Genomic DNA, 23857 nt, shown 5'->3' on the forward strand with positions numbered 1-23857 from the left:
TGGCCTACGGATACCGGGACAGCGACTACTTCTTCCTGAAGATACGAGCCGCTTTTCCCGGTAATGCGCGATGAACCATAAAAAAGGGAGCCAATGGCTCCCTTTTTTACTATGCCTCGATTCAGTCGAAGGCCAGTTTGGCCACCTCATCGAAGTGGCGGACGAAGTGGACGGTGAGTCCGTCGCGCACATGCTCAGGCAACTCATCGAAATCGCCCCGGCACTCTTCCGGTAGGATTACTTCGGTGATCCCCTGTCGTTTGGCGGCGATCAGTTTCTCGCGAATGCCGCCAACGGCCAGCACGTAGCCGTTCAGGGTGATCTCTCCGGTCATTGCCAGCTTGGTTTTGGGCGCCTTGCCCAGCGCCAGGGAGAGCAGGGCGGTGGAGATGGTGATGCCCGCACTGGGACCATCTTTGGGGGTGGCCCCTTCAGGTACGTGCAGGTGTACAAACCGCTTGTCGAAATAGCTCTCCTCGCCGCCATACTTGCCCAGGTGGCTGCTGATGAAGCTGAAGGCGATCTCGGCGGACTCCTTCATCACATCCCCCAGATGCCCGGTTACCTTAAGGGCGCGATTCTGTTCATGGATGCTGTTGGCTTCCACCGGCAGGGTGGCGCCGCCCATGGAGGTCCAGGCCAGGCCGGTGACTATGCCTACACCCGACAGGGTTTGCTCCTCGCGGAATCTGGCCGGTCCCAGCAGTGTGGGAATCGCTTTCAGTCCCAGAGAGATGTTCTTGGTAGGGTCGTCCAGCAGCTCCACCACGGATTTTCGCACCAGCTTGGCCAGGGATTTATCCAGGCTGCGCACCCCCGCTTCACGACAGTAATCGTTGATCACTTTCTTCAGGGCGGGTTCGGTGATCTTCAATTGGCTGCGTTTGATCCCCGCGCGCTCTAGCTGACGAGGCCACAGGTGGTGTTTGGCAATGGCCAGTTTCTCCTGGGCCAGGTAACCGGAGAGGTGGATCACATCCATTCGGTCCAGCAATGGGGAAGGGATGGAGTCCAGGGTGTTGGCGGTGCAGATAAACAGCACCTTGGACAGATCCAGGCGCAGGTCCAGATAGTGATCCAGGAAGTTGACGTTCTGCTCCGGATCCAGGGTCTCCAGCAGCGCAGAGGCGGGGTCACCCTGGTAGCTGGCCCCCATCTTGTCGATCTCATCCAGCATGATCACCGGGTTCATCACTTCCGCTTCCTTCAGGGCCTGAACCAGCTTACCCGGCATGGCACCGATGTAGGTCCGTCGGTGCCCTTTGATCTCCGCTTCGTCGCGCATGCCACCGACACTGAAGCGGTAGAAAGGGCGGCTCAGGCACTCGGCAATGGAGCGACCAATGGAGGTTTTGCCTACACCCGGAGGCCCCACCAGCAGGATGATGGAGCCACTGATCTCGCCTTTGAAGGCCCCCAGAGCCAGGAACTCCAGAATACGGTCCTTGACGTCATCCAGACCGTCGTGATGCTTGTTCAGTACTTTTCTGGCCTGGGCCAGATCCAGTTTGTCTGTTCCTGTGATGCCCCAGGGCATCTGGGTGATCCAATCCAGGTAGTTACGGGTGACGCCATATTCCGGGGAGCCAGCCTCCAGGACGGAGAACTTCTGCATCTCCTCCTTGAGCTTTTTCTCCACCGCTTCTGGCAGGGTTTTCCCTTTTAAGCGGGATTGAAACTCCTCCATGTCCGCGGTCTTGTCATCTTTGGCCACCCCAAGTTCGCGCTGGATGATTTTTAGCTGTTCCCTGAGGAAAAACTCGCGCTCATGTTTGCTTATCTTGCGGTTGACCTCTTCGGCGATCTCAGAATGCAGGCGGGAGGCGTCCAGCTCCTTTTTCAGCAGTGCCAGGGTCTTCTGCATCCGTGGTAACAGCTCTACATTATCCAGCACCTCCTGCAGCAGGGGCGCCGGTGCGGTGGTGATGGCTGCACCAAAGTCGGTCAGGGGGGAGGGCTCATTGGGGCCGAAGCGGTTGAGGTAGTCCTTGAGTTCCTCGGAGAGCAGGGGGTTGATGGGGAGCATCTCCTTGATGGCACTGATCAACGCCATGGCATAGGCCTTGATCTCCTTGGTCTCGCCTACGGGCTCTCCCGGGTAGCTTACGTTGGCCAGGTAGGGGTGCTCCTTGCGGACCCAGCTTTCAATCTGCACCCGCTCAATCCCTTCGGCAATGAACTGAACATCACCCTCGTCACTCTCTTTGACCTGGTGGACGCGCACCATACAACCGGTTTTAGGCAACACCTCCGGATTGAATGCCTGGTCACGGTCAAACTCTTCGCTGTAGAACAGGGCCAGCATCTGATGGTCGGTCTGGCTCACCTGCTTAAGGGTTTCGCTCCAGTCCCCATGCTTAATCAATACCGGCATTACCTGGGCCGGGAAGAAGGGGCGGTTCTGGATGGGCATAATCAGCAGCTGCTTGGGGCGCTGTCCGTCCGGGACGATCAGTTCTGTGGTGCTGTGCTCTTCTTCATTAATGAGATCAATCTCTTCGTGCTGCATAAACCCTTTCCAGCCAGAAATACTCTATCCACTGAAGATGGGGATGGAATCGGAAAAAGCAACCTGAGCAAGGCAAAAACTCTTTAGCTGCAGCGGCCATCATTGCGCTTTGTCAGAAAAGGGAGCCAACAGGGTATCCCGGGCCCAGCGGTGACCGGGGTCCGCCTTGGCTCGCTGGTGCCACAGGGCAGTGATGGTAATGGCCTCCATCTCTAGGGGACAGGGGCGCGTGACCAGGCCGAGCGCTTCCGAGGCTCTATGAGCCAGGGAGCTGGGGAGCAGGGCAATGAGGTCGCTGCCCGGAAGCAGCGGCAATTGCATCTGCAGTGAGCCCGTGGTCATGGCCACCCGGCACGCCTGAAGCCGGTCAGTCGTAGCCGGGTGGCTGTGATTCAACTGTTGGTGAAGCACCAGAGGATGCTCGCTGAGCACGCCTGGGTGCCAGTCGCTCAGGGCCGGGTGAGTGGCATCCAGCACACAGAGGACAGCATCGCTCTGCAGCCGCTTCTGCACAAATCTGGGCTTGGCTCCGATGCCCGCGCCGATGAGCAGATCCAGCTCTCCGTTGTCCAGTGCCTGGTTGCTGTGGCTGTCCAGAAGTGTCAGCTCCAGCGTCATGGCTGGGTGCTGAGCCCTGAGCTCCCTGATTCCCCGGGTGAGGGCGCCCTCCACCATAAAGTCATGGGTGGCGATGCGATACAGGTTTATTAACTTGCGGGGGTCGCCGTCTGAGGGGGAGAGCAGGACGTTGACTTGATCCAGCACCGATTCCAGAGGTTGCTGCAGGGCCAGTGCCCTTGGGGTGGGATCCAGGCCGGCTCCGGCACGCACAAACAGAGGGTCCCCCAGACTCTGGCGAAGCCTGGCCAGGGTGTGGCTCATGGCTGATTGGCTCAGGTGCATCCTGCGGGCGGCGCGACTGACACTGCGCTCTTGAAGCAGTACCCGCAGGGCTTTGAGCAGGTTGAGATCGACATTATTAATATCCTGCATGATATGTATTGATATTTGCCTATTTTGTTCATGATTATGGCCGACTAGTCTGTGGGCTTCCACTTCAATTTAGGAGCCCATTTATGCTGTTGATAAAGAGCCTTCTCACCCTGTTCTTCCTGTTGGCCGGTTCGGTAAAGCTGACCGGTTGGCTCAGGCCGGTGTTTACCGTGCAACTGGATTACTTTCGAAGCTATGGGCTTAACCGTGGGTTCATGGCGCTGGTGGGGTTGGCTGAGATCTTGGGTGCCCTGGCGCTGTGGCTGATCCCTGGTCTGGGGGCGCCGCTGTTGGCCATGATCTCTCTCGGGGCTCTGGCCTACCATTTGAGATTTGATAGCTGGAAGGAGGGGGTTCCTGCCATGGTGACTCTGGGGTTGTCGTTGCTGCTCTGCTGGCACACCCCGCCCCTCTGGTTGGTTTAATCACACTCCATTGCTCTCTCTTTCTGACCACCTTGCTCAACTAAACTTATGAAGGGTCGGTCGATTATCTGTTTTTGCCAGAAACAGAGTCAGGTGAATGCGACTGTTTCAAAGTGAGTTTGACGGATAGCCTTTGTCTACTCACGGGTTCGGATTGGTGGCGGGTTACATCTTTTGCCCCTTGTGTCGCTCCTTCAGCTGTGATGGTCATCTTTTCGTCGGTCAAAGAGGTGATTGCCCTAAAATCTTTGGGGGTTTAGCGAAAATCTTTGTTCTCTGAGCCCCCGGGATTCCTGAATCCAAGTCATGGAGGTCAGATTGGTCTTACCTCTTGCAGTCTTTATGACTGAGATCACGGATGTACTCAGGTTTTCTTCAAACCGGGCTGGGGGGTTGATAGCCTGATCGATCAGGAATGGGGTTCAGCTGACCCTTTCCGGACAATTACCTCTGAAGTAGTAGGCCGGTGCGGCTGACGCCGGCCAGAGAAGAGCAAAAAATGATAAAGATCTCCATAAACAATCAAGAAGTTGAAGTTGAGGAGTCCGCCAATTTGCTGGAGGCCTGTCGGGCCGCTGGCTTTGAGGTGCCCTCCCTGTGCGGTGGCCCCAACGGTGAGGGCCAGGAGGCGTGTGGTCTCTGCGCAGTCGAAATCGACGGCGAAGTGACCCTGAGCTGCCGCTATCCGGTCACCAAGGAGATCCAGGTTCAGACCCAGAGCGAGGCGCTTACCGAGACCCGCCGGGCTGCCCTCAAAAGGATTCTGTCTGACCATACCGCCGACTGTGAGGCACCCTGTAAGGTGGCCTGTCCCGCCGATGTGGACATCCAGGGCTATCTCTACGACATTGCCCAGGGTGATCACACCAAGGCGGTCAACACCATTAAAGACACCCTGCCGATGCCGCTCTCCATCGGTCGGGTCTGTCCTGCATTTTGTGAAACTGCCTGTCGTCGCACCTTGGTGGATGAGCCTCTGGCGATCCGTCAGCTCAAGCGTCATGCCGCCGATCTGGACCTGAATGACCAGCAGCATCTGGCGCCCATCGCCCCCAAGAAGGGCAAGAAGGTGGCCATCATCGGTGGTGGTCCGGCAGGTCTGTCCGCAGGTTACTTCCTCAGTCACAACGGCTATGACGCCGTTGTCTTCGAAGCCATGCCCAAAGCGGGTGGGTGGCTGCGTTACGGCATTCCTGAATATCGCCTGCCCAAGGCGACTCTCGATAAAGAGATTGAATTGATGTGCCGTGCAGGCATGGAGATTCGCCTCAACCAGGCCATGGGCCGCGACTTTACCCTGGATCAGCTGAGCCAGGAGTATGATGCGGTCTGTCTGGCCATCGGCGCCCAGAAAGCGGTTGCCATGGATTACACCGGCTCCGATCAGAAGGGCTGCATGCTGGGTGTGGACTACCTGAAGGAGTTCACCCTGGGCAAAGAGGTGTCTGTGGGTAAGAAGGTCGCGGTGATCGGCGGCGGTAACACCGCCATCGACTGTGCCCGTACCGCCCTGCGTCAGGGGGCCGAGGTCAGCATCATCTACCGTCGTACCAAGGCGGACATGCCGGCGGAAGATTACGAAATTCACGAAGCCGAGGTGGAAGGGATCAACTTTGAGTTCCTCTCCCTGCCGGTAGAGAACCAGGCCGATGAAAATGGCCGCGTCTGCAAGGTGAAGGTGGAAACCCTGAAACTGGGTGAGCCGGATGCCTCTGGTCGTCGTCGCCCCGAGTCCACAGGTGAGTTCCGCTGGATGGAGTTTGACACCGTGATTGCGGCGGTGTCCCAGAAGCCGGACGCCGAGTTGCTGGCGTCTGAAGCCAGTCAGCTTAAAGGGGAGGCGCTGCCGCTGACCCGCTGGACCACTGCCGATGCGGATCCCACCACTATGCACACCGGCATGGCCAACCTGTTTGCCATCGGCGATTTCCGTCTCGGTCCGGCGACCGCGGTTGAAGCGATTGGCGACGGTAAGAAGGCCGCAGTGGCTATCGATGCCGTCCTGCAGCAGGGGCTGGTGGTTCCGCCTAAGGCCCAGTTCAACGCCCGCAAGGCCAAGAGCCTGAAAGAGGTGGAAGCCCGCTTCCTGGACCACTGGCCGAAAGAGGGCCGTCTGGCGATGCCAGAAATTCCGCCCATGGAGCGTCGTGACAGCTTCGACGAGGTGGAGTTGGGCTTTGACGTGGACAAGGCGATTGCCGAGGCCGCCCGTTGCCTGGAGTGTGGTTGTCAGGTCAACACCGACTGTGGTCTGCGTGACTACGCCACCGAATACCGCATCAGTGACGATGATCTGGATTATTCCAAGGCTCAGCAGAAGCGCATCGACTCCAGTGCGCCCTTCATCAATTTCGACCCCAACCGCTGCATCAGTTGTGGTCAGTGTGTGGTGGCCTGTAACGAGCGCGGTGTCCACGGTGTGCTGGGCTTCGACAGGGAAGCGCCTCATCAGCGTGTCTGCTTCGACAACGGTGAGTTGATGGCCAACTCCAACTGCAGTCAATGTGGTGCCTGTGTTCAGGCCTGCCCCGTGGGCGCGCTGACTGACGCCAGAGATCGCAGCCAGGGTCGTACCAAAGAGCTGAAAACTGTCGATACCATCTGCACCTACTGTGGTGTGGGTTGTGGCGTGCGTCTGCACGTGGACGAGCAGGATAATAAGATCGTTAAGGTCACCGGCGTGGAAGGCTCTCCGGTGAACGAGGGGATGCTCTGTGTGAAGGGCCGCTTCGGCTTCGACTTCATCGGCTCTCAGGAGCGACTGACTCAGCCGCTGATCCGCAAAGACGGTGAGCTGGTGCCTGCCACCTGGAGCAACGCCATCGGCTTTATTGCGGCCAAGATTGAGAACATCATCAAGGCCAAGGGTGGTGATGCCATGGCCGGTTTTGCGTCTGCCAAGGCCACCAATGAAGATAACTTCCTGTTCCAGAAGCTGTTCCGCAGTGTTATTGGTACCAACAACATTGACCACTGTGCCCGCCTGTGTCACTCCACCACGGTGAGTGGCTTGCGAGCGGCGGTGGGCAGTGGTGCCATGACCAATGACATCCCCTCCATCAAGAAGTCTGATCTGATCTTTGTCATCGGTTCCGACACCACCGCAGCCCACCCGGTGATCGCCTCCCACATCAAGCAGGCGGTGCGTCACCACGGTGCCAGACTCATGGTGGCGGATCCTAAGCGCATCGGGCTGGCGGACAGTGCTCAACTGTACGCCTGTCACCGCCCAGGCACCGACGTGATGCTGCTCAACGGCATCGCCCGAGAGATTCTGGTCAACGGCTGGCAGGATGACGGCTATGTTTCCCGCCGTACCGAAGGCTTTGAGGCATTCAAGTCCGAGGTGATGAAGCCGGATTACGAGCCTGAGCGCGTCGCCGCCGTCACTGGCGTGCCCGCTGATCAGGTTCGGGAGATGGCCCGCCTGATTGGTACTGCCGATAAGACCGCGGTCTACTACGCCATGGGCATTACCCAGCACACCACCGGTCATGACAACGTTCGTGCCATCGCCAACCTGCAGCTGTTGTGTGGCAACATTGGTGTGGAAGGGGCGGGCATCAACCCGCTGCGTGGTCAGTCCAACGTGCAGGGCGCCTGCGACATGGGCGCTCTGCCCAACTATCTGCCCGGTTATCAGAATCCGGAAGACCCGCTGATTCGGGAGAAGTTCGAGGCGTTGTGGCATACGGACCTCTCCGGCACCAGTGGCCTGACGGTGACCGAGGTGATGGATGCCATCCTGGACGACCGTGTGGACGGTCTCTATGTGATGGGAGAGAACCCGGTACTGTCCGATCCGGACCAGCACCATGTGATTAAGGCACTGAAGGCGCTGGATCTTCTGGTGGTGCAGGACATCTTTATGACCGAGACCGCTCGCATGGCAGACGTGGTTCTGCCCGCCTTCGCCTTTGCCGAGAAGACCGGCCACTTCACCAACACCGAACGTCGTGTTCAGCGTCTCAACCCTGCAGTGAAGGCGCCTGGTGAGGCGCGCAACGACTGGCAGATCCTGCAGCTTGTGGCTCAGGCCCTGGGTGCCAACTGGCGTTACAGGGATGAGCGTGCCATCAGCAATGAAATCAACCTGGCAGTGCCTCAGTACGCCGGTATCCGTTGGGATCGGGTCGGCACTGTGGGCATGCAGTGGCCATGTGTGGATGACAAGTGCGACGGCATGCCGGTGATGCACGTGGACACCTTTGCCATTGGTGAGCGAGCCTTTATGGAACCCATCCCCTTCAAGTATGCCGCTGAACTGCCGGACGAGGAGTACCCTCTGGTGCTGACTACGGGCCGATTGCTGGAGCAGTTCCACACCGGGACCATGACCCGTAAGACCCAGGGACTCAATGACCTGGCCGGTCCGACGGCGATGATCTCCGTCCCGGATGCGGAGCGCCTGGGTATTGGTAATGGCGATCCCATCCGCCTGACCACCCGTCGCGGTGAGATTGAGCTCAATGCCTTTGTCACCAAGCGGATTCAACCTGGGGTGGTGTTTACCGCCTTCCACTTCGAAGAGGCACCGGCCAACAGATTGACCAACCCGGCTCTGGATCCCCATGCCAAGATCCCCGAGTTTAAGGTGTGTGCTGTGCGCTTGGAGAAGCGGCAAGAGGCAGAAGTGGTCGCCTAAGCGGCCTGGTTGTTGTATAAAAGCCCGCAGAGTGCGGGCTTTTCTTATTCGAGGAGACAGGGTGAAGGGCTGGATTCAGGGTTTAATCATGTCGGTGTCTTTGGTGGCTTATCAGGCCCACTCTGTGAGCTACCCCTTGCCCGCAGAAGGGGAGAGCCTGGTGGGCTTTCCACAAGGGCATACAGTGGCCCCTGGAGAGCATCTGGCTCCTATTGCGGAGAAGTATGGAGTAGGGCTTATCGCTCTGATGGAGCTGAACCCTGGCGTGGATCCCTTTCTCCCTACCCCAGGGACCAAGCTAAAGTTGCCCACCTATATGTTGTTGCCTGATGCCCCGCGCAAGGGGGTGGTGATCAATCTGGCAGAGCTGAGGTTGTATCACTTCCAGGGGGAGCAGGTTCATGTCTACCCCATAGGCATCGGCCGAGTTGGCCACGACACTCCACTTGGGGCGACCAAGGTGACCCAAAAGACCCCAGACCCTACCTGGACACCTACGGCTTCAACGCGCGCAGAGTACCTGGCCAAGGGGATCGAGCTGCCTCAGGTAGTGCCTGCCGGTCCCAACAACCCCCTGGGGAAGTTTGCCCTTCGCCTTGGCTTTGACAAAGGCCAATATCTGATTCATGGAACCAATAAGGATTTTGGTATCGGCCTGCGCGTCAGCGCCGGCTGCATCCGCTTGTGGCCTGCTGACATTGAAGAGCTGTTCGGCCAGGTGAAGTGGGGCGAGCAGGTGAGGGTGATCAATCAACCCATTAAAGTGGCCACCGGTCCTCAGGGAGAGGTGATGCTTGAGGTCCATTCTCCCCTGACTTCGAAAGATGGTCAGAAGCAGCCTTTGAAGTTCTCTCTGGAGCAGTTGAGGGTCGTGGAGCAAAACCACGTCAGTGCAGAGTGGGTAACCCAGGCTCTGGCGGAGCAGAGTGGGGTGCCGAAAGTGGTGGGCTGGCCTTAGCCAGCCCACAACCGGTCTTACTTGCGGTAGGACTCGGCGATGTTGTCGATGCGCTGGTTGGCACGCATCGCTTCGGCGGCGGCGTCATCGGCTGCGCGCTGAGCGTTGGCTGCGGCCTGCTTGGCGGCATTGATTTCACGATCCTGGCGGGCCTGATCGCTGGTCAAGCTTTCTACCTTGTTGGACAGAGCGCTGACTTGAGCTTCCAGTTCGGCGTTGTTGGCACAACCAGTCAGCATCAGTGCAGAAGCGGCAGCGGCCGCCATCAAAAACTTGGACTTCATATCCTCTCCTTTCCTTCATCAACACGGCACCGAATCGAATGTGCCGAGAACAGTTTGGCACAAATTTGTGCGATTGCATCCGGTTACAATAAAAAAATTTCCTGAAATGGCAATAAGTTTTAAGAAATTGTCGTGAAAATCACCCATGATGACATTTCGATGACTCAATTGGATTGAGAGGTATCACTTTTCCTGGGCCTAAAGGAGGGGACGATGGAACTGATACTGCTGCGTCATGCCAAGTCCAGCTGGGAGGAACCCTATCAGAGCGATTGGCACCGGGGGTTGAACTCAAGAGGGGTGAAAACTCTGCCTAAGGTGGTGGCTCAGCTTCATCAGTGGCTGTCCGGTGTGGATCTGATTGTGACCAGTGATGCCTGCCGCGCGCAATTGACGGCCGAAGCGGTATCCGAGGCCTTTCCCCTGGCCCGCTATGTGACACTGCCGGAACTCTACGGGGCGGACAGTGCCACGTTTGAAGCTCTGTTGAAACACTTCTGGTGTCAGGGGGAGGTTCAGGTATGGGTGGGGCATAACCCGGCTCTGGAGCTGCTCGTTCAGGCTTGGTTGGGGTGTTCTGTGGAGAAGTTTCCCACCGCTGCCATGGTCAGGGTCAGTTTTGACAGCAAGGGCGTCATACAGGGCCCTGTGCGTCTCTGGACCCCAAAGGGCGGGGAGTGTCAGCTGGCCTGATTGTCGAAGCCTCTGAATCGTTGAACCGCGGAGCTTAGGCGGCTCGCTTCTGCTTTTTAATGGCACAGGCGCAGAGTCCACCTCGCAGCGCCGGACAGCGTTTGCAGGGGGACTTCTTATAGGGGCGGCGGGCAAAGGTCATGGCCTCTTGCTCGAGAGGCCTGAGGCTGATCACCTTGGCCTTAGCTGGCTTCATTTGCAGAGCCTCGGCGACCCATTTGTCTGTCATTGCCTTCAGTTGCTCTTTGTCGAGCTTCACCAGTTCTCTGTGCTGCTGCTTAGCGGCTTTCTTTGCCTCTTTCAGAGAGCGCTTGAGAGATTTCTTGAGGGCCTTGGTTTGGCGCTTGAGCTGCTTTTTGGTGTGCTTGTCCATCTGAAACTCCTCAACGGTGAGTCATAGAGTTTAAATGATAACAATTCGCAGTCAATGGTCTGGGGGAAGTTTGTGAGGGGGGCGGTGGAATCCCCCTTTTTGAGAGGTCAGAAGGTCTCATCTGCGACCAGTGGGACCAGATGTAAACAGCCATTGAGTACCCCGCTTTCACTGAGCTGGATGTTGGCAAACTCCTGCAGGCTTTGCGCATTGCCTTCCAGGGCAATGGACTCCATGCGGAAGTGTTCATCCAGGCAGACCAGCATGGTGGAGCGGACGATATGGCTGTATTGATGCAGGTTTTCCATCAGGCGTGTGGCCAGAGTGCGTTTTCGGGTGTCAAACACGTAGCTCAGGGTTGCGATACAGGGCGTGAAAGGGTCGGTATCCAGCAGTTTGTCTTTGCGCTTTTCTCTGATCATATCCCGGAACAGCTCACTGCGGTTGCGGTAGCCGCCATCTTCGGCCAGCTGATCCAGTTCGCCCAGCAGCTCGCTGTCCAGTGATACGGTAATACGCTCAGTTCCCATAACTCATCTCCCCATTTAACAGGAACATACTAATTTTAAATTGTTCATAATAACTTGATTTTGATCAGGGATGAATCGAGGAGGGGGCGATCTTGTGACTCGCCCCATGGTGATGCGGCATCAGTTTCGGCCGGCGGTGAACTTGTGGTGTGGCGCCAAAGAGTCGCTGACTCGGAACAGTTGTTCGGTTTCGCCGTTGGGTTTTCGGTAGTTGTAATGGTTGGCATCGATGGCAAGAACCGTATCACAGCGGGCTGGAATGTACGCCTCGCCCAGCCAGGCACCGCTGTCGAGTTTATAGGTATCGATGCGGGTTTCACTGATGCAGGTCTGGTCACCCTTTTGGGTCCAGGTGGCGTCGCCTTCAAACCCCATCCCCATTTTGGTGTACTGTCCCTGGGTGAGCAGGGTGCCATCGGCCTGGAAGGTCATGTAGCGAAAACAGCTTTGGCCTTGGTCGGTGGATTGGCACCAGGTTCCGACTGGGGAGTTGGAAAGAGGTTGTGCCAACGCGGGTAGGGTGGTGAGTAGAAACGCAGATGTCAAAATCCGTCTCATGTTCATATCTCCTACGACTCTTCTTTTTGGAGTCGTACTTCAGGTAAGGGCTAACAACAGGTGGTAAAAATGGTTTTCTGCTCAAAGGGGGATTTCGAGCCGGGTAGTACTGGAAAACACATAAGCCGTTGGGGTTGGCCATTAAAGCGGAAGTGGTGTGGAATTAAAGCTGTCATAGCGTCCTTCTATGATGTCAGGGCAGAGCCGCTGTTTTAGCAGCGCGTCGCGAAGCGGTGATTTGCAGGCCAAACTCCTTTTGTGCCTGAACTCCCCATAACTCCGACCAGCGGAAATAACTGGTCGGGATATTACGCCTTTGTGACTGGGTCTTCAAATCTATCTAAGAACCCAATTCACTGAACTGAGAGGAAAATCCAGTTTTCAGGCTAAAGAGCCGCTGACGAAATGTGACAATATAAATTGTGGGACCCCTGGGTGGAATCAGGCCATAAAAGAGGGCCGGTTACCGGCCGTAGCCTGCATCTTGTCCACCAGGGAAAGGACTCTGTCATGGACCTTGGGGGCCTCCAGCAGGCCAAACAGGGTACCGCTGACCACCACACTGCGACCTCCGTGAGTGTGAACCCGGTAGCTGAAGCAGATTTTGTCCAGCAGGGTGCGCTGTTTGGAGCGGGCAAGGTCAATCTCTTCCAATGACAGGCTGATCCTTCCACGCTCAGGGCTGTCACCCAATTCCCCCATCATGCCTGACAGGTTCTGTGGATTGACTTCGACCACATGATTCCCTTTGTCGCGCACCTGGAAGAAGACGCTGATGACCCCAGCGACAAACAGGCCGCCGGCCATATGGCCTGTAAGGGAGATTGACACCAGGGTGGCGACAATGAAAACCAGAGTGACGACCAGTCCATGGCCGCGTAAGAATCCGTCTCGTGAGGGGGAGAATCGCTCAATCATGGGCGCCTCCCGGTAGAAAGTGTATTGAGCCTGTCCATAAGCGCCTCGTTACTGCCTGTGAGGATGTAGTTCCATCCTATGCCTGCCATTGGCTCGAAACAATGATTCGGTTATCTCGATGTACGGTTGTGTGATCTTTAGGCTCAATTCGCTGAAAAGGGGATCTTAGCCGTGGTTATTAATGAAAAAATGAGACATTGAATTATAAGGTAAGTGCTTGTTGCTAATGTTAATTGTGTGTTTTTCAATGTTTCCCAATTGGACTTTGCGGCAGGTTCAAAACCACTGAATTTAACAGAAAGGCCCGGGTTGGCTCTTGTGTGGTTGGCGAAAGGTTAACCAGAGGTTGCGCTCGTTGTTGTCTGCGCTCTTTTGGTGCAAGAGTGGGTCCCTTTGCCAGTTGATGCCTGCGCTTGCTTGGGTTGGCCGCCGTTGTTGAAGATTGCCAAGGAGAGAGCACTGATTGTCATAGAGATGGTCAATGTCTATTGTCAGTGGAAAACGCTGCTTGCAGGGCCTCGAAGAGAGAGGGCGTCAGTGACTTCGGTTGCTTCTGACGCGCAGAGTAAGTTGGATTCACTACTCGGAAAAAGTTTCGCTTAAGTTTGTTGGTAGCGCCACTTAAAAGGCGCTTGGGTTAAGGCCTTCTCTGCTCGTTCGGTTAACGCTGGGCTAACAACTGCCCCCGTAAAGTCACATGAATTGGTGAAAAAATACCGAATATCTCACTGCCGCCATTGAATGTGATTTTATGGCTCTCATTTTTCAGAATATTTTGTTGAAGTGAAAATGAAACTGATTATCATTCGCTGCGAATTGTTTGCAGAGGTTTACAAAGATGCAGTTTCGTTACTCCCTGTTGGCCCTGGCGTGCACCGCGGCCATGATGCCCCAGGTGGCCCTGTCCGCCGAAGAGAAGGCGGATGTCCTGCCAGAGCGAATTACCGTCTATGGTCGACAGAACCAAGTGGTGATGAACTCCGGCCTGGCCACCAAGTCCGACATGTCCCTGATGGAAACCCCGGCAGCGGTGGTGGTGATCGATAAGGATCTGATTCAGGCACAGGGAGCCGACAACCTGCAGGATCTGGTGCGCAACATCAGCGGCCTGACTCAGTCAGGCAATAACTACGGCATTGGTGACAACCTGGTGATCCGTGGCCTGGGTGCCAACTACACCTACGATGGCATGTATGGCGGTGCCGGTCTGGGCAACACCTTTAACCCCACCCGCTCCATGACCAACGTGGAATCCATCGAGGTGCTCAAGGGGCCAGCCACCGGCCTCTATGGCATGGGCAGTGCCGGCGGGGTGATCAACCTGATTGAGAAAAAGCCTCAGTTTGAATCCAGCCACGAATTTACCGGCGAAGTCGGTCAGTGGGACACTTACTCCCTGGCCCTGGACAGCACCGCCGCCCTGAGCGACAACACCGCCTACCGGCTGGTGGCCAAGAGCGCTCGCAGTGATGGCTACCGCGGTGTGGGCACCGATCGTGATGAAGTGTATGCCTCTCTGAAAGGCTTGCTGAGCGACGATCAGGACCTGCTGTTCTCCGTGGCCTACATCAAAGACGCCATCGCGGTGGACTCCATCGGCCACCCGATCCGCATCTACAACGCCGAGTCCACCGGCGGCAAGCTGGCGGACGAGGTGACCTGGGAAGACCTCATCAACGATCCTAACGGCGTTGGCTTGCAACTGACCGACGAACAGCGTCAGCAACTGGCGGATTCCCTGGCCTCCGGTGACGGCCTGGAGCCTGTCGATCTGGGGGACTCCAATCTCATCTCCCCCATGGCCAGGGACAACGAGGGTGAGGAGCTCAGATTTAAGCTGACCCATAATATCCACTTCACTCCGGAGCTGTTCCTCAACCAGCAACTGCAGTATCGCAACTACGACAGTGGTTTTGCTCGCCAGACCGGTGCCTACAACTACGTTTACTGGAATCGCCGTGGCACCATCAACGCCGATCCTCGTGCCCCTCTGGTGGAAGACGGCGTGCTCTACCCCTATGCGGCCCGACGTCAGGAGTACCGTAAAGTGGAGGCGGATGAGTCCTCCTGGCAGTACTTCGCCGACCTGCGTTATGACTTCAGCCTGGGGGAGATCGACAACGAGCTGTTGGTCAACGCCAACTACGAAGACCGAGATATTCGCTTCAAGCAGTACTCCATCTATGACGCCGACAAGGTGATCAAAAACTCCGATGGAGAGGTGATCTACCAGGGTCAGCTGCCCTACATCTATGATTTGCGTAACCCCAATTGGGGCGATGGCAGCTTCGAAGATTATGATCCCCTGATGACCGCCAACTACAACAAGACCGTCAGCGCCTGGGGCGTGGGCATTCAGCATGTGGCTTACCTGGACTGGGGCCTGACCACCCGTATCGGCGTGGCCTTTAACGAGATTGAGCAAAGCTACGAGCATTTCGGTGTGGACTCGCGCTACAGTGCCAGTCGCGCCCAGCCCACTCCGGAGCAGGATACCAAGGACAGTGGCGTCACCTACAACCTGGGTGTGACCTATATGCCGACCGACAATCTGTCGTTGTTCATCAACCACTCCAAGGGACGCACCGCTTACAGCATCCTGGGCAGCGTTGCCGGAGATGACACTGATCGCAAGGACTCCGAGTCCATCAGCAATGACTTCGGTATCCGTTATAAAGGTTTTGATGATCAGTTGCTGGCGTCCCTGGTGGTGTTCGAAAGCTCCCGCACCAACCTGCGTTTCACTAATCCCCTCTACGACGAGGGTGTGACCGGTCCCGAAGTTCCCCAGTACCTGTATGACGGAGAGGAGGAGACCAAGGGGGTGGAGCTGGACATGAACGCCCACCTGAATGAGCAGTGGAAGCTCAACATCAACGCCATGTACCAGGATGCCCGCGATAAGAAGGACCCAACCCGCAGCACCTACGACGTGCCTCAGAAAGGGGTGCCGAAGGTGACCGCCAGTGCTTGGGTGACCTACGACGCGCTGTGGTTCAACCTGAATCAGCCCCTGAGTCTGAGCCTGGGCGCCGCCTACGTGGATGAGCGTAGCACCCACTCCAGCGCATTCGGTATCCCTGACGGTCATGTGCCTGCTTACACTAAGGTGGATGCGGCGATCGCCTATGATGCCGGTGACTGGAAGCTGCAGGCGAACCTGGACAACCTGTTTGACGAGACCTACTACGAGAAGGCGATGTTCCTCGGCGGTATGCCTGGCGAAGAGCGCAACTTCAGCCTGAGTCTGACTTACCGTCTCTAAGCTGCGGACTGAATGAGAAGGGGAGCCATTGGGCTCCCCTTTGTTATTTCAGCCTGGCGGTTCTGCTTTGGCTGTCGGTTGTGGCCATCACCGAATCTATTTGCGTCTCCAGTTCCGGGTAGTAGGGGTTCCAGCTGAGCCTGGCCACCATCTGCCCCGGTTCTTTGGAGCCCCAGGCGCCGTACCACAGCTGCGGGTTTTGGGGGCATGCCGCCTCCAGCTGTTCACTCTGGCCATTGTCACAGATGCGGTGACTACCCTGACGGCCGTAGTAGTGGTTGTCGGGCCGAAACAGCACACTCATGTGGGCGATGCTGGCGATCCGCTGCTTTGGCAGCCGTCCGGGCAGGGCGGTGATTCTGGGCAGGGGCGTTTCCAGTTCGCCATACCACACCAACCGACTTCCGGGATGGACAAAGTGGCTCTGAAACAGTGACAGCACCCCTTGGGGGGCAATCACGCTGTCGGCGCCGCTGATGGTCACCAATGCGGGGCGATCAAACCCCTTGCGGGCCAGGGCGTCGCGGACCTGCACCGAACTTTGGTAGTAGAGGGCGGCGCCGTGCATGGTCAGCGACTCGTAGCGGTAGTAATTGGTTTCCGGGTCCAGGTTGGCCCAGGTCACCAGCCAGTCCAGGTAGGGTGAGAGGGCGGTGGTTTTAAACCTGGGCTCGAACCCGGGGGAGAACAGCAGCAAACCCTCAACCCTGGAATTATCTATGGCTTCGGTGGTGACCAGATTGGCGCCGGTGGAGAAGCCCCCCAACCACAACTCGTCCACCTGGTCGCTCAGCAGTTTGGTGTGGTGAGCCACGGCACGGTTCCAGCCCTCCAGGCTGGCCAGCTGCAGATCCGCCGGCCTGCTGCCGTGGCCCGGCAGCAGCAGGGTTCGCACCAAAAAGCCACGGCTTGCCAGGCTCTGGGCGATGTCTTCGAAGTAGGCGGGTGAATCGCTCAGGCCGTGCACCAGCAATATTCCACGCCTGGTTTCCCCTTGGGGGATCACCTCGAAAGGGGTGTTGGCCTCTATCTCTGCCAGGGTATCCCCGGAGACAAAGACGCGGTTGTTCATCAGCCACTGTCGGGTCTCCTCCCGATAGGCATCGAAGCTGGCTTGTTCAAAATCGGGTAGGGATGAGGAGGCTTGGTAACTCTGACCCCGGGGCGTTTGAATACAGGCCAGCAACAGCAGGGTGGCGGCAATGGGCAACAGCAGTCTGAGCAAGGGATGAACTCCGTATTGGCAATATCCACCTATCCTACGCAAACCTCCCTCATCGGTGCCAGCCGGTAAAGTAACCAGTGTTTTCAGCACTCTCAGAGACGGGTGTGAGGCAGTGCGGGCGCGCGGATCAAAAAAGAAATCACACGAATTAAAAGATCGTCATAACTTTTGATTTCGATCATGGGAATGCGGTATTACGATCATAAAATACTTCATACTTTTCTGGGGGAGTTGGATTGTATGAGGTTTTGCCACACGATATCAGTGGTTTCTGCTGTCTTGTCGATGACAGTGCAGGCGGGGGTTCAGTTGGACAACTGCGGTGAAACCTTGAAGTTGGCTGCGCCGGCTCAACGGGTCATCGCCATGAATCAGCACGCCAGCGAAGCGCTGCTGACCCTGGGGCTGGCGCCCCAGATGATAGGTACCGCCTATCAGGATGATGAGATACGCCCTGATCTCAAAGCCAACTATGACGCCATCCCTCGCCTGAGTCGTGAGTATCCCAGCCCGGAGCAGGTGCTGCTGTCCGGTACCGATCTGGTGGTCGGCGGCTTCGCCAGCGCCTTTCGTGCCATGGGCATAGGCTCGCGGGAGATCTGGCATGGGCGGGGAATTCCCACCTACCTGTTTGAATCCGCCTGTCGCCCCGAGGGAGTCAGTATCGAGGCGCTCTACCTGGATATGCTCAATCTTGGGCGTCTCACCGGTCGGGAGAGCGAGGCCAAAGCCTGGGTACAAGGTCAACGGGCCAGGCTGGCGGCATTGGCAGAGAGCCAGGGGCGCCGCCCTCGGGTGCTGCTGTGGCTGCGCGAATACCAACTGCCCTATGTGGCCGGTTGCTGCGGTGTGGGCAATCTGATCATCGAAGCGGCCGGTGGCATCAATGTGGCCGCAGAGATAGGTCGTCCCTGGGGGCACCTCTCCTGGGAAGCGGTGGCGGCGGCCCAGCCGGACCTGATTCTGATGGTGGACTCCAACTGGTCTCCCTATGAGAAAAAGTGGCAGGCCCTGGCCACTCACCCCCTGTTATCCCGATTGACGGCGGTGCGTCAGCAGCAACTGGCCACCTTGGCGTTCTCCGAAGTGGTCGGCGGCGTTCGCCTGCTCGATGGCATCGAGCGCCTGCACCACACCATAGTGGAGTGGCGGGGATGAGGGCGGCAGTGATTCGATTCAAGGCTGCACCAGGCCCGCTGTTGATGCTGGCGCTGCCCCTGGCGCTGATGTGGGGCCTGAGCCGGGGGGCGGTGCCCTTGAGTCTGGAGCAGATCTGGCTGGCCCTTTCCGGCGATCCCGACTCCGCCTTGGTCCGCATCGTACTGCTGGAGATGCGCCTGCCCAGGGCCCTGCTGGCGGCTCTGGTGGGGGCGGCCCTGTCTGTGGCCGGGGTACTGACCCAGACCCTGGTCCGTAATCCCCTGGCGGATCCCTACCTGCTGGGGGTAGCCAATGGCGCCGCCCTGGCGGCGGTGACCGGACTGACCCTGGGCTGGTGGCTGCCGGTGCCTGTGCTGGCGGTCGTTGGCGGTGCCCTGGCCTTTGTCCTGGTAATGCTGGTGGCCAGCCATCCCAGGCTGTCGCTGTCGCCCTATCCGCTGATTCTCTGCGGCGTGGCCATCAGCGCCCTGGGGGCGTCGCTGACCACCCTGATGATGCTGCTCGGGGATGAGCGTGCCCTGGGCCAGATCCTGCGTTGGTTGATGGGGTCTCTGGCCGGGGCGGATTGGCAAAGACTGCTGCCCCTGGCGCTGCTGCTGCCCCCCTTGATGTGGTGGCTTTGTCGCCGCGCCGGGGTGCTGGACTTGATGTTGCTGGGCCAGGACAAGGCCCGCTCCCTTGGGGTGAACCTGCAATCTGAGCGCCGGGGGATGGCGTTGGCGATTCTGCTGCTGACCGCACTGTCGGTGGCGGCGGCTGGCGCGGTGAGCTTTGTGGGGCTGTTGGTGCCTCATCTGGCGCGGATGTGGGTCGGGGCTCCCCACCGCATTCTGTTGCCCATTGCGGCGCTGCTGGGTGCCCTGATCACCCTGTTGGTGGATGGTCTGTGCCGGGTGCTGCTGGCACCGGAAGAACTGCCTTTGTCCGTGCCCATGGCGGTGATGACGGTGCCTTTGATTCTGTTGCTGATTCGCAGGCAGGCCCATGCTTGAGCTTAACCAACTGAAGGTCGCCCGTGATGGCGACACCCTGGTCAAGGCGCTGTCGGCCACCCTGGAGCCCGGCCAGTGGCTGGGGCTGCTCGGGGCCAATGGCTGCGGTAAAACCACCCTGCTGAAATCCATCGCCGGGCTCTGGCCTCTGACAGAGGGGCAGGTGAGTTATGCCGGAGCCTGCCTGACCAGCATGCGTCCCCTGGCCCGCGCCGAGCGGGTGGCCATCCTGGTCCAGCATAATGGCCCCACCGGCGGTTTGACCGTGGAGCAGGCCGTGGCCCTGGGTGCCAGCCCGTTGCGGGGGGCCTGTCCCGATGCCCTGGAGCAGGTACTTCTGGAGTGCGAGCTTGACGACTTGCGTCGCCGGCCCCTTGAGCAGCTCTCCGGAGGCCAGTTGCAGCGCACCATGATCGCCCAGTCTCTGTTGCAGCAAGCGCCGCTGCTGCTGCTTGATGAGCCCGCCAACCATCTGGATATCTATCACCTGTACAACATTCTGGAACGCATCCGTGCCCGGGGTACCACAGTGGTGGCCAGCTTCCACGACATGAACCTGGCGGCCCAATGGTGTGATGCCTTGCTGCTGCTGGGGGAGGGCCGGGTGCTGGGCTACGGCAGTGCCAAGCAGGTTCTGACCCCGGACAAGTTGCGTCAGGCGTTTCGGGTGAACACCGACATTCACATTGGCACCGACGGCCAGCGCCGGGTGCAGATTTTGGGCCCGGCCCGATAACCATTATTAGGAGAGAAGATGCTGACCGCACTGTTGTTGGCGGCCCCCATGGGCGCCGCTATTGAGGTGGATGAAGTACTGACTGTGGAGCATCGCTCCCTCGAGGAGAACCTGGCCTGGGATCAGGCGGGGCTGGGAGCCGAGCTGGTGGTGGTGGAACGCGCCCAGTTCGAAAGCATCGTCGAGGGGGACATCAACACCCTGCTCAGCCAGTTTGTGCCTGGTCTGTTTGCCACCTCGGCCCGGGGCCGCTACGACGGCGGTTACCACTCGCTGCAAGGGTCGCGTAAGCAGGATATCTTGTGGCTCATCGATGGCAACCGCATCAACAACCGACTCTATGGTGGCATCTACCTGGACAGCCTCAACCCCAATGTTATCGAGCGCATCGAGGTGCTCAAGGGCGGCCAGGGGGTGATCTTCGGTACCGAAGCGGTGGCCGGGGTGGTGAACATTGTCACCCGAAACTACCAGGGGGAAACCGAGGGCTCGGTGACAGTGGGCGGGGATACCCTGCCCAGCGGCAGCGGCTCGGTGTTCTACACCACCGCCATCGAGGATCTCGAGCTGTCCCTGTTCGGCTCGGTGACCGCCAGTGAGGGGTTCCAGCTGTGGAAGGATGAGGACTATCACTGGACCGCCGCCGGCGACAAGAAGCGTGGCTACCAGGTGGCCAATGCGGGCACCAAGCTGCGCTGGCTGATGGGGGACGCCAGTCAGCTGACTCTGCTGGCCCAGTACAACTACGGGGATCTGGAGCGGCTGCGCACCTACGCCACCGTGGACAGCGCCAATGTGCGCAAGGAGCAGATCTACACCCTGGAGTATCAGTACACCCCATCGGACAGACTTCAGCTGCTGGCCAAGGGTTACTACCACGGCTGGGACAGCTACTACACCCGCATCGACCAGAACGAGGTGGGAGAGCGCATCGTGTTGGATGACGACAGCTATTGGGGGTTCGAGGACTTTGGCCTGAAACTCTCCGCCAAGCTGCTGATGGAGGGCGGCAGCAGCTGGCTGGTGGGCGGCGAGCTGCAATCCTACCGGGGCGAAGACGAGGTGATGGAGTTCGTCAGCGACACCGAAACCGTCCAGTCCCTGTTTGCCCAGTATCGCCCCAGGCTGGCGGTTCTGCCGGATACCTCCCTGGCCCTGGGCTTGAGATACAGCGATATCGACTCCGCCGGTGACAGCCTCAACTGGAGCGCCGGAGGCGAGCATCAGCTGGCCGACCAGTGGCGGGTACGAGCGTCTGCCGGCACCGGCTTCCGCCTGCCCAATGCGGACGAGCTCTACTCTGTCGAGCGGGAGGGCGGCCTGATTGGCAATCCGGAACTGGATCCTGAGCAGAGCCTCAATCTCAATCTGGGCCTGACCTGGAGTGACCCCCAATGGCTGGTGGAGCCCACCCTGTTCTGGCGCCGGGTGGAAGACCTGATTGGGGTCAAGGGCAATCGCTATCAGAACCTGGATCAGGAGGTGGAGACCCAGGGGGCCGAACTGTTGATGCGTTGGACCCCCAGTGCCCTGTGGCAGTGGCAGGCCAACGTCACCTATGCCGACAGCAGCGAGAAGGGCAGTTCCGAGCAGATTGAGGAGGTGCCACGCTGGCTGGGCAGCACCCGCATCGAACACACCCCCAGGGATCACATCGGCCTTTACCTGCACCTCTCCTACACCGGCGAATTCACCGACTATGGCACCGAGGCGGGGGATTACTGGTTGCTGGAGCTGGGGGGCAGCTACCAGTGGGGCGAGCACCACAAGCTGCAGCTTCGGTTGGAGAACGCCCTGGACGAGGAGTACGCCGCCAGTGTGTTTAATCCCGGTTCGTCGGTGCCGGAGTCTGAGCGCGGCCCCAAGCAGACCCTTGGGGTGCCGCGTAACCTGCAACTGAGCTACCAATATCGCTTCTGAGGATGAGACTATGAGCAAACGAATTCTGTTGTTGGGCGTCTACGGCATGGAGATGGTGGAGTGTGGTGGCGCCCTGGCTATCAACGCCCGTCAGGGCGGCTTCTCCTTTGCCTCCATCATGCTGGCCAGCGACACCATGCAGAGCGAGGTGCGTCAGGCCGCCGCGGAGTTGGGGGTGGAGAAGGTCTACTTCAATGGCTTCGAGCGCGGCGGGGTGGATCTGCGCCGCGACTACAAGCTGGCCCTGTGCCGGGTAATTCGTGAAACCAGGCCGGACATCATCATTACTCAGGATCCGGAGCACAGCTTCGAGGATCTGGACCCGGACCGGCGGCCGGCGATGCTGCTGATCATGGAGGCGATCGCCCTGGCCGGGCGCGACTTTGGCCTGGAGGCGATGCCGGAACTGGCGCCGCATCCGGTGGCGACGCTCTATTACATGTCTCCCTCCAGGCCCAACTGCAGCCTGTCTCTGGCCGAGGTGTGGCCACAAAAGGAGAAGGCCATGGATTGTCTGGCGGCCCAGATGACCTTCTCCGGCCGTCACTTTGGCGAGCGTCTGAGTCCCGCCGAGCGACAGGCGCTCTATCCCGGCTTTGATCAGCTGGCGTCGGATCAGGCCAAGGGACGGGAGGTGCAGCGGGCCATGGACAAGGCGCTCTATCTGCACACCGGCCTGGTCAGTCACAGCCGTTTTGCCCTGGCAGAGCCCTATCGGCGTCAGGGGTTGTTTGAGATGACCGAACTTCTGGCGTAACTCCCAAGAGAAATCGGCCCCGCATTGTGCGGGGCTTTTTTTGCCGGCAAAAAAAGAGGTTCATCGCGCATTACCGGGAAAAGCGGCTCGTATCTTCAGGAAGAAGTAGTCGCTGTCCCGGTATCCGTAGGCCATGCGCTTGATGACCTTTATCTTGTTGTTCATTCCCTCGAGCTTGCAGGTGTGCAGCCGGTAGGTAGCCGAAGCGAGAATGCCTTTGAGGTAGGGTTTGAGCTTCCTAGCGAAGCGGATAAGCGGTTCGATGCCGCTCTCGGTGACCTGTTGCCACCATAACCGCCACTGGCTCAGCGCTGCATCGGGACAGTCGGCATACCACAGCTCCTTCAACTGCTCCCGCATTAGATACACCACCATCAGCGACCGGTTCTCGGCCAGCAGTTCCTCCAGATAGGCATGCTGCTTGTCGGTCATGTTCTCCCGGTTCTTCAGCAGCACCCAGCGACCTCGTTTCACCCTTCGTCTCGCCGGTTTGTCCTGCCTCAGTTCATTGGCTCGGTCCACTCGCACCCGGTCCACCACTTCCCGGCCATATTTGGCCACCACATGGAAAAGGTCATAGACCACTGCGGCATTGGGGCAATGCATCGCCACCTCCAGGTCGAAGGCGGTATTCATGTCCATGGCTACCGCTTCGATGTGCTGGCAGTGCTCTCCCAGCTTCAAGAAGAACGGTCTGATGGCTTCTCGACTTCGGCCTTCACCAACCCACAGCACCTGGTGGGTGTCGGCATCGGCGATGACCGTGGCGTAGCGGTGGCCTTTGAACAGGGCAAACTCGTCCATGACAAGACGTCGCACCGTACTCCAGTCCGGCTCAATGACCTCTCGAGCCAGGCGCCGCCTATCCAGTCGTTTGAGGGTGTGCCAGTGCAAACCGGTCATCTCATTAACGTG

The 23857-nt window shown here is 58.6% G+C and carries 19 protein-coding genes; 10 read left to right on the top strand and 9 right to left on the bottom strand.

Going from position 1 to position 23857, the window contains the following annotated elements; all coding sequences use genetic code 11:
- Window positions 1-121: 121 nt before the first annotated feature.
- On the bottom strand, window positions 122-2509 hold the full coding sequence (gene lon, locus ACN0RV_RS15385) for an endopeptidase La (RefSeq protein WP_417348909.1): 2388 nt from the start codon (window positions 2507-2509) through the stop codon (window positions 122-124).
- A gap of 99 nt (window positions 2510-2608) precedes the next feature.
- On the bottom strand, window positions 2609-3502 hold the full coding sequence (locus ACN0RV_RS15390) for a LysR family transcriptional regulator (protein ID WP_417348911.1): 894 nt from the start codon (window positions 3500-3502) through the stop codon (window positions 2609-2611).
- Window positions 3503-3585: 83 nt separating this feature from the next.
- Here ACN0RV_RS15390 and ACN0RV_RS15395 point away from each other — a divergent pair, with 83 nt between their 5' ends.
- The 3 genes from ACN0RV_RS15395 to ACN0RV_RS15405 all read left to right on the top strand — a co-directional run bounded on the left by ACN0RV_RS15395 (window position 3586) and on the right by ACN0RV_RS15405 (window position 9530).
- Entirely contained in the window at window positions 3586-3927 is a 342-nt protein-coding gene (locus tag ACN0RV_RS15395) for a DoxX family protein (RefSeq protein WP_417348913.1), read from the top strand.
- 499 nt (window positions 3928-4426) lie between these two features.
- Window positions 4427-8572: a formate dehydrogenase subunit alpha gene (fdhF, locus tag ACN0RV_RS15400; RefSeq protein ID WP_417348915.1), complete on the top strand. Its 4146-nt coding sequence runs from the start codon at window positions 4427-4429 to the stop codon at window positions 8570-8572.
- Window positions 8573-8633: 61 nt separating this feature from the next.
- On the top strand, window positions 8634-9530 hold the full coding sequence (locus ACN0RV_RS15405; RefSeq protein WP_417348917.1) for a L,D-transpeptidase family protein: 897 nt from the start codon (window positions 8634-8636) through the stop codon (window positions 9528-9530).
- Window positions 9531-9547: 17 nt separating this feature from the next.
- Here ACN0RV_RS15405 and ACN0RV_RS15410 read toward each other — a convergent pair whose 3' ends face one another.
- Window positions 9548-9814, bottom strand: a complete 267-nt coding sequence (locus ACN0RV_RS15410) for an Lpp/OprI family alanine-zipper lipoprotein (RefSeq protein WP_417348918.1) — start codon at window positions 9812-9814, stop codon at window positions 9548-9550.
- A gap of 213 nt (window positions 9815-10027) precedes the next feature.
- On the opposite strand from ACN0RV_RS15410, the gene ACN0RV_RS15415 reads away from it, so the two are divergent.
- Window positions 10028-10507, top strand: coding sequence for a SixA phosphatase family protein (locus ACN0RV_RS15415; RefSeq protein ID WP_417348920.1), 480 nt, complete (start codon window positions 10028-10030; stop codon window positions 10505-10507).
- Window positions 10508-10541: 34 nt separating this feature from the next.
- Here ACN0RV_RS15415 and ACN0RV_RS15420 read toward each other — a convergent pair whose 3' ends face one another.
- From ACN0RV_RS15420 to ACN0RV_RS15435, 4 genes are all read right to left on the bottom strand, one after another.
- Window positions 10542-10880, bottom strand: a complete 339-nt coding sequence (locus ACN0RV_RS15420) for a hypothetical protein (protein ID WP_417348922.1) — start codon at window positions 10878-10880, stop codon at window positions 10542-10544.
- A gap of 107 nt (window positions 10881-10987) precedes the next feature.
- On the bottom strand, window positions 10988-11410 hold the full coding sequence (nikR, locus tag ACN0RV_RS15425) for a nickel-responsive transcriptional regulator NikR (protein WP_417348924.1): 423 nt from the start codon (window positions 11408-11410) through the stop codon (window positions 10988-10990).
- Window positions 11411-11530: 120 nt separating this feature from the next.
- Window positions 11531-11968 carry a hypothetical protein gene (locus tag ACN0RV_RS15430; RefSeq protein ID WP_417348926.1) on the bottom strand — a complete coding sequence of 146 codons (438 nt, stop codon included), beginning with the start codon at window positions 11966-11968 and terminating at the stop codon, window positions 11531-11533.
- A 441-nt stretch (window positions 11969-12409) separates the two neighbouring features.
- The gene (locus tag ACN0RV_RS15435; protein WP_417348928.1) at window positions 12410-12886 is read right to left on the bottom strand and encodes a hypothetical protein; all 477 of its coding nucleotides are present in this window, start codon (window positions 12884-12886) and stop codon (window positions 12410-12412) included.
- Window positions 12887-13724: 838 nt separating this feature from the next.
- Between ACN0RV_RS15435 and ACN0RV_RS15440 the strand changes: the two genes are divergently transcribed.
- Window positions 13725-16151: a TonB-dependent receptor gene (locus ACN0RV_RS15440; protein ID WP_417348930.1), complete on the top strand. Its 2427-nt coding sequence runs from the start codon at window positions 13725-13727 to the stop codon at window positions 16149-16151.
- 43 nt (window positions 16152-16194) lie between these two features.
- Here the strand turns inward: ACN0RV_RS15440 and ACN0RV_RS15445 are convergent, their stop codons facing one another.
- The gene (locus tag ACN0RV_RS15445) at window positions 16195-17376 is read right to left on the bottom strand and encodes an alpha/beta hydrolase (RefSeq protein ID WP_417348932.1); all 1182 of its coding nucleotides are present in this window, start codon (window positions 17374-17376) and stop codon (window positions 16195-16197) included.
- A gap of 285 nt (window positions 17377-17661) precedes the next feature.
- Here ACN0RV_RS15445 and ACN0RV_RS15450 point away from each other — a divergent pair, with 285 nt between their 5' ends.
- Genes ACN0RV_RS15450 through ACN0RV_RS15470 form a run of 5 tightly spaced genes read left to right on the top strand, consistent with a single transcriptional unit; the run spans window position 17662 to window position 22942 of the window.
- A complete protein-coding gene (locus ACN0RV_RS15450; protein ID WP_417348934.1) occupies window positions 17662-18534 on the top strand; it encodes an ABC transporter substrate-binding protein in 873 nt (290 codons plus the stop codon).
- Window positions 18531-19529: a FecCD family ABC transporter permease gene (locus ACN0RV_RS15455; RefSeq protein WP_417348936.1), complete on the top strand. Its 999-nt coding sequence runs from the start codon at window positions 18531-18533 to the stop codon at window positions 19527-19529. Before ACN0RV_RS15450 ends, ACN0RV_RS15455 begins: the two co-directional genes overlap by 4 nt.
- A complete protein-coding gene (locus tag ACN0RV_RS15460; RefSeq protein ID WP_417348938.1) occupies window positions 19522-20265 on the top strand; it encodes an ABC transporter ATP-binding protein in 744 nt (247 codons plus the stop codon). The genes ACN0RV_RS15455 and ACN0RV_RS15460 overlap by 8 nt, the downstream gene beginning before the upstream one ends.
- An 18-nt stretch (window positions 20266-20283) precedes the next feature.
- Window positions 20284-22185 (top strand): TonB-dependent receptor plug domain-containing protein, encoded by a 1902-nt coding sequence (locus ACN0RV_RS15465; protein ID WP_417348940.1) that lies wholly within the window; start codon window positions 20284-20286, stop codon window positions 22183-22185.
- Between the two features lie 10 nt (window positions 22186-22195).
- Window positions 22196-22942, top strand: a complete 747-nt coding sequence (locus tag ACN0RV_RS15470; protein ID WP_417348942.1) for a PIG-L deacetylase family protein — start codon at window positions 22196-22198, stop codon at window positions 22940-22942.
- 60 nt (window positions 22943-23002) lie between these two features.
- On the opposite strand, the gene ACN0RV_RS15475 is transcribed toward ACN0RV_RS15470, so the two are convergent.
- Window positions 23003-23857, bottom strand: an 855-nt coding sequence (locus ACN0RV_RS15475) for an ISL3 family transposase (protein ID WP_417348944.1), incomplete at its 5' end; no start/stop codon positions are given.

The organism is Ferrimonas sp. (assembly GCF_048263965.1).
In the GTDB taxonomy this organism is placed as follows: domain Bacteria; phylum Pseudomonadota; class Gammaproteobacteria; order Enterobacterales; family Shewanellaceae; genus Ferrimonas.

Excerpts from the sequence above, each read along its gene's own strand:
- lon (WP_417348909.1), bottom strand. The coding sequence starts at position 2,509 with ATGCAGCACGAAGAGATTGATCTCATTAATGAAGAAGAGCACAGCACC.
- ACN0RV_RS15390 (WP_417348911.1), bottom strand. The coding sequence starts at position 3,502 with ATGCAGGATATTAATAATGTCGATCTCAACCTGCTCAAAGCCCTGCGG.
- ACN0RV_RS15395 (WP_417348913.1), top strand. The coding sequence starts at position 3,586 with ATGCTGTTGATAAAGAGCCTTCTCACCCTGTTCTTCCTGTTGGCCGGT.
- fdhF (WP_417348915.1), top strand. The coding sequence starts at position 4,427 with ATGATAAAGATCTCCATAAACAATCAAGAAGTTGAAGTTGAGGAGTCC.
- ACN0RV_RS15410 (WP_417348918.1), bottom strand. The coding sequence starts at position 9,814 with ATGAAGTCCAAGTTTTTGATGGCGGCCGCTGCCGCTTCTGCACTGATG.
- ACN0RV_RS15415 (WP_417348920.1), top strand. The coding sequence starts at position 10,028 with ATGGAACTGATACTGCTGCGTCATGCCAAGTCCAGCTGGGAGGAACCC.
- ACN0RV_RS15420 (WP_417348922.1), bottom strand. The coding sequence starts at position 10,880 with ATGGACAAGCACACCAAAAAGCAGCTCAAGCGCCAAACCAAGGCCCTC.
- nikR (WP_417348924.1), bottom strand. The coding sequence starts at position 11,410 with ATGGGAACTGAGCGTATTACCGTATCACTGGACAGCGAGCTGCTGGGC.
- ACN0RV_RS15430 (WP_417348926.1), bottom strand. The coding sequence starts at position 11,968 with ATGAGACGGATTTTGACATCTGCGTTTCTACTCACCACCCTACCCGCG.
- ACN0RV_RS15435 (WP_417348928.1), bottom strand. The coding sequence starts at position 12,886 with ATGATTGAGCGATTCTCCCCCTCACGAGACGGATTCTTACGCGGCCAT.
- ACN0RV_RS15440 (WP_417348930.1), top strand. The coding sequence starts at position 13,725 with ATGCAGTTTCGTTACTCCCTGTTGGCCCTGGCGTGCACCGCGGCCATG.
- ACN0RV_RS15450 (WP_417348934.1), top strand. The coding sequence starts at position 17,662 with ATGACAGTGCAGGCGGGGGTTCAGTTGGACAACTGCGGTGAAACCTTG.
- ACN0RV_RS15455 (WP_417348936.1), top strand. The coding sequence starts at position 18,531 with ATGAGGGCGGCAGTGATTCGATTCAAGGCTGCACCAGGCCCGCTGTTG.
- ACN0RV_RS15460 (WP_417348938.1), top strand. The coding sequence starts at position 19,522 with ATGCTTGAGCTTAACCAACTGAAGGTCGCCCGTGATGGCGACACCCTG.
- ACN0RV_RS15465 (WP_417348940.1), top strand. The coding sequence starts at position 20,284 with ATGCTGACCGCACTGTTGTTGGCGGCCCCCATGGGCGCCGCTATTGAG.
- ACN0RV_RS15470 (WP_417348942.1), top strand. The coding sequence starts at position 22,196 with ATGAGCAAACGAATTCTGTTGTTGGGCGTCTACGGCATGGAGATGGTG.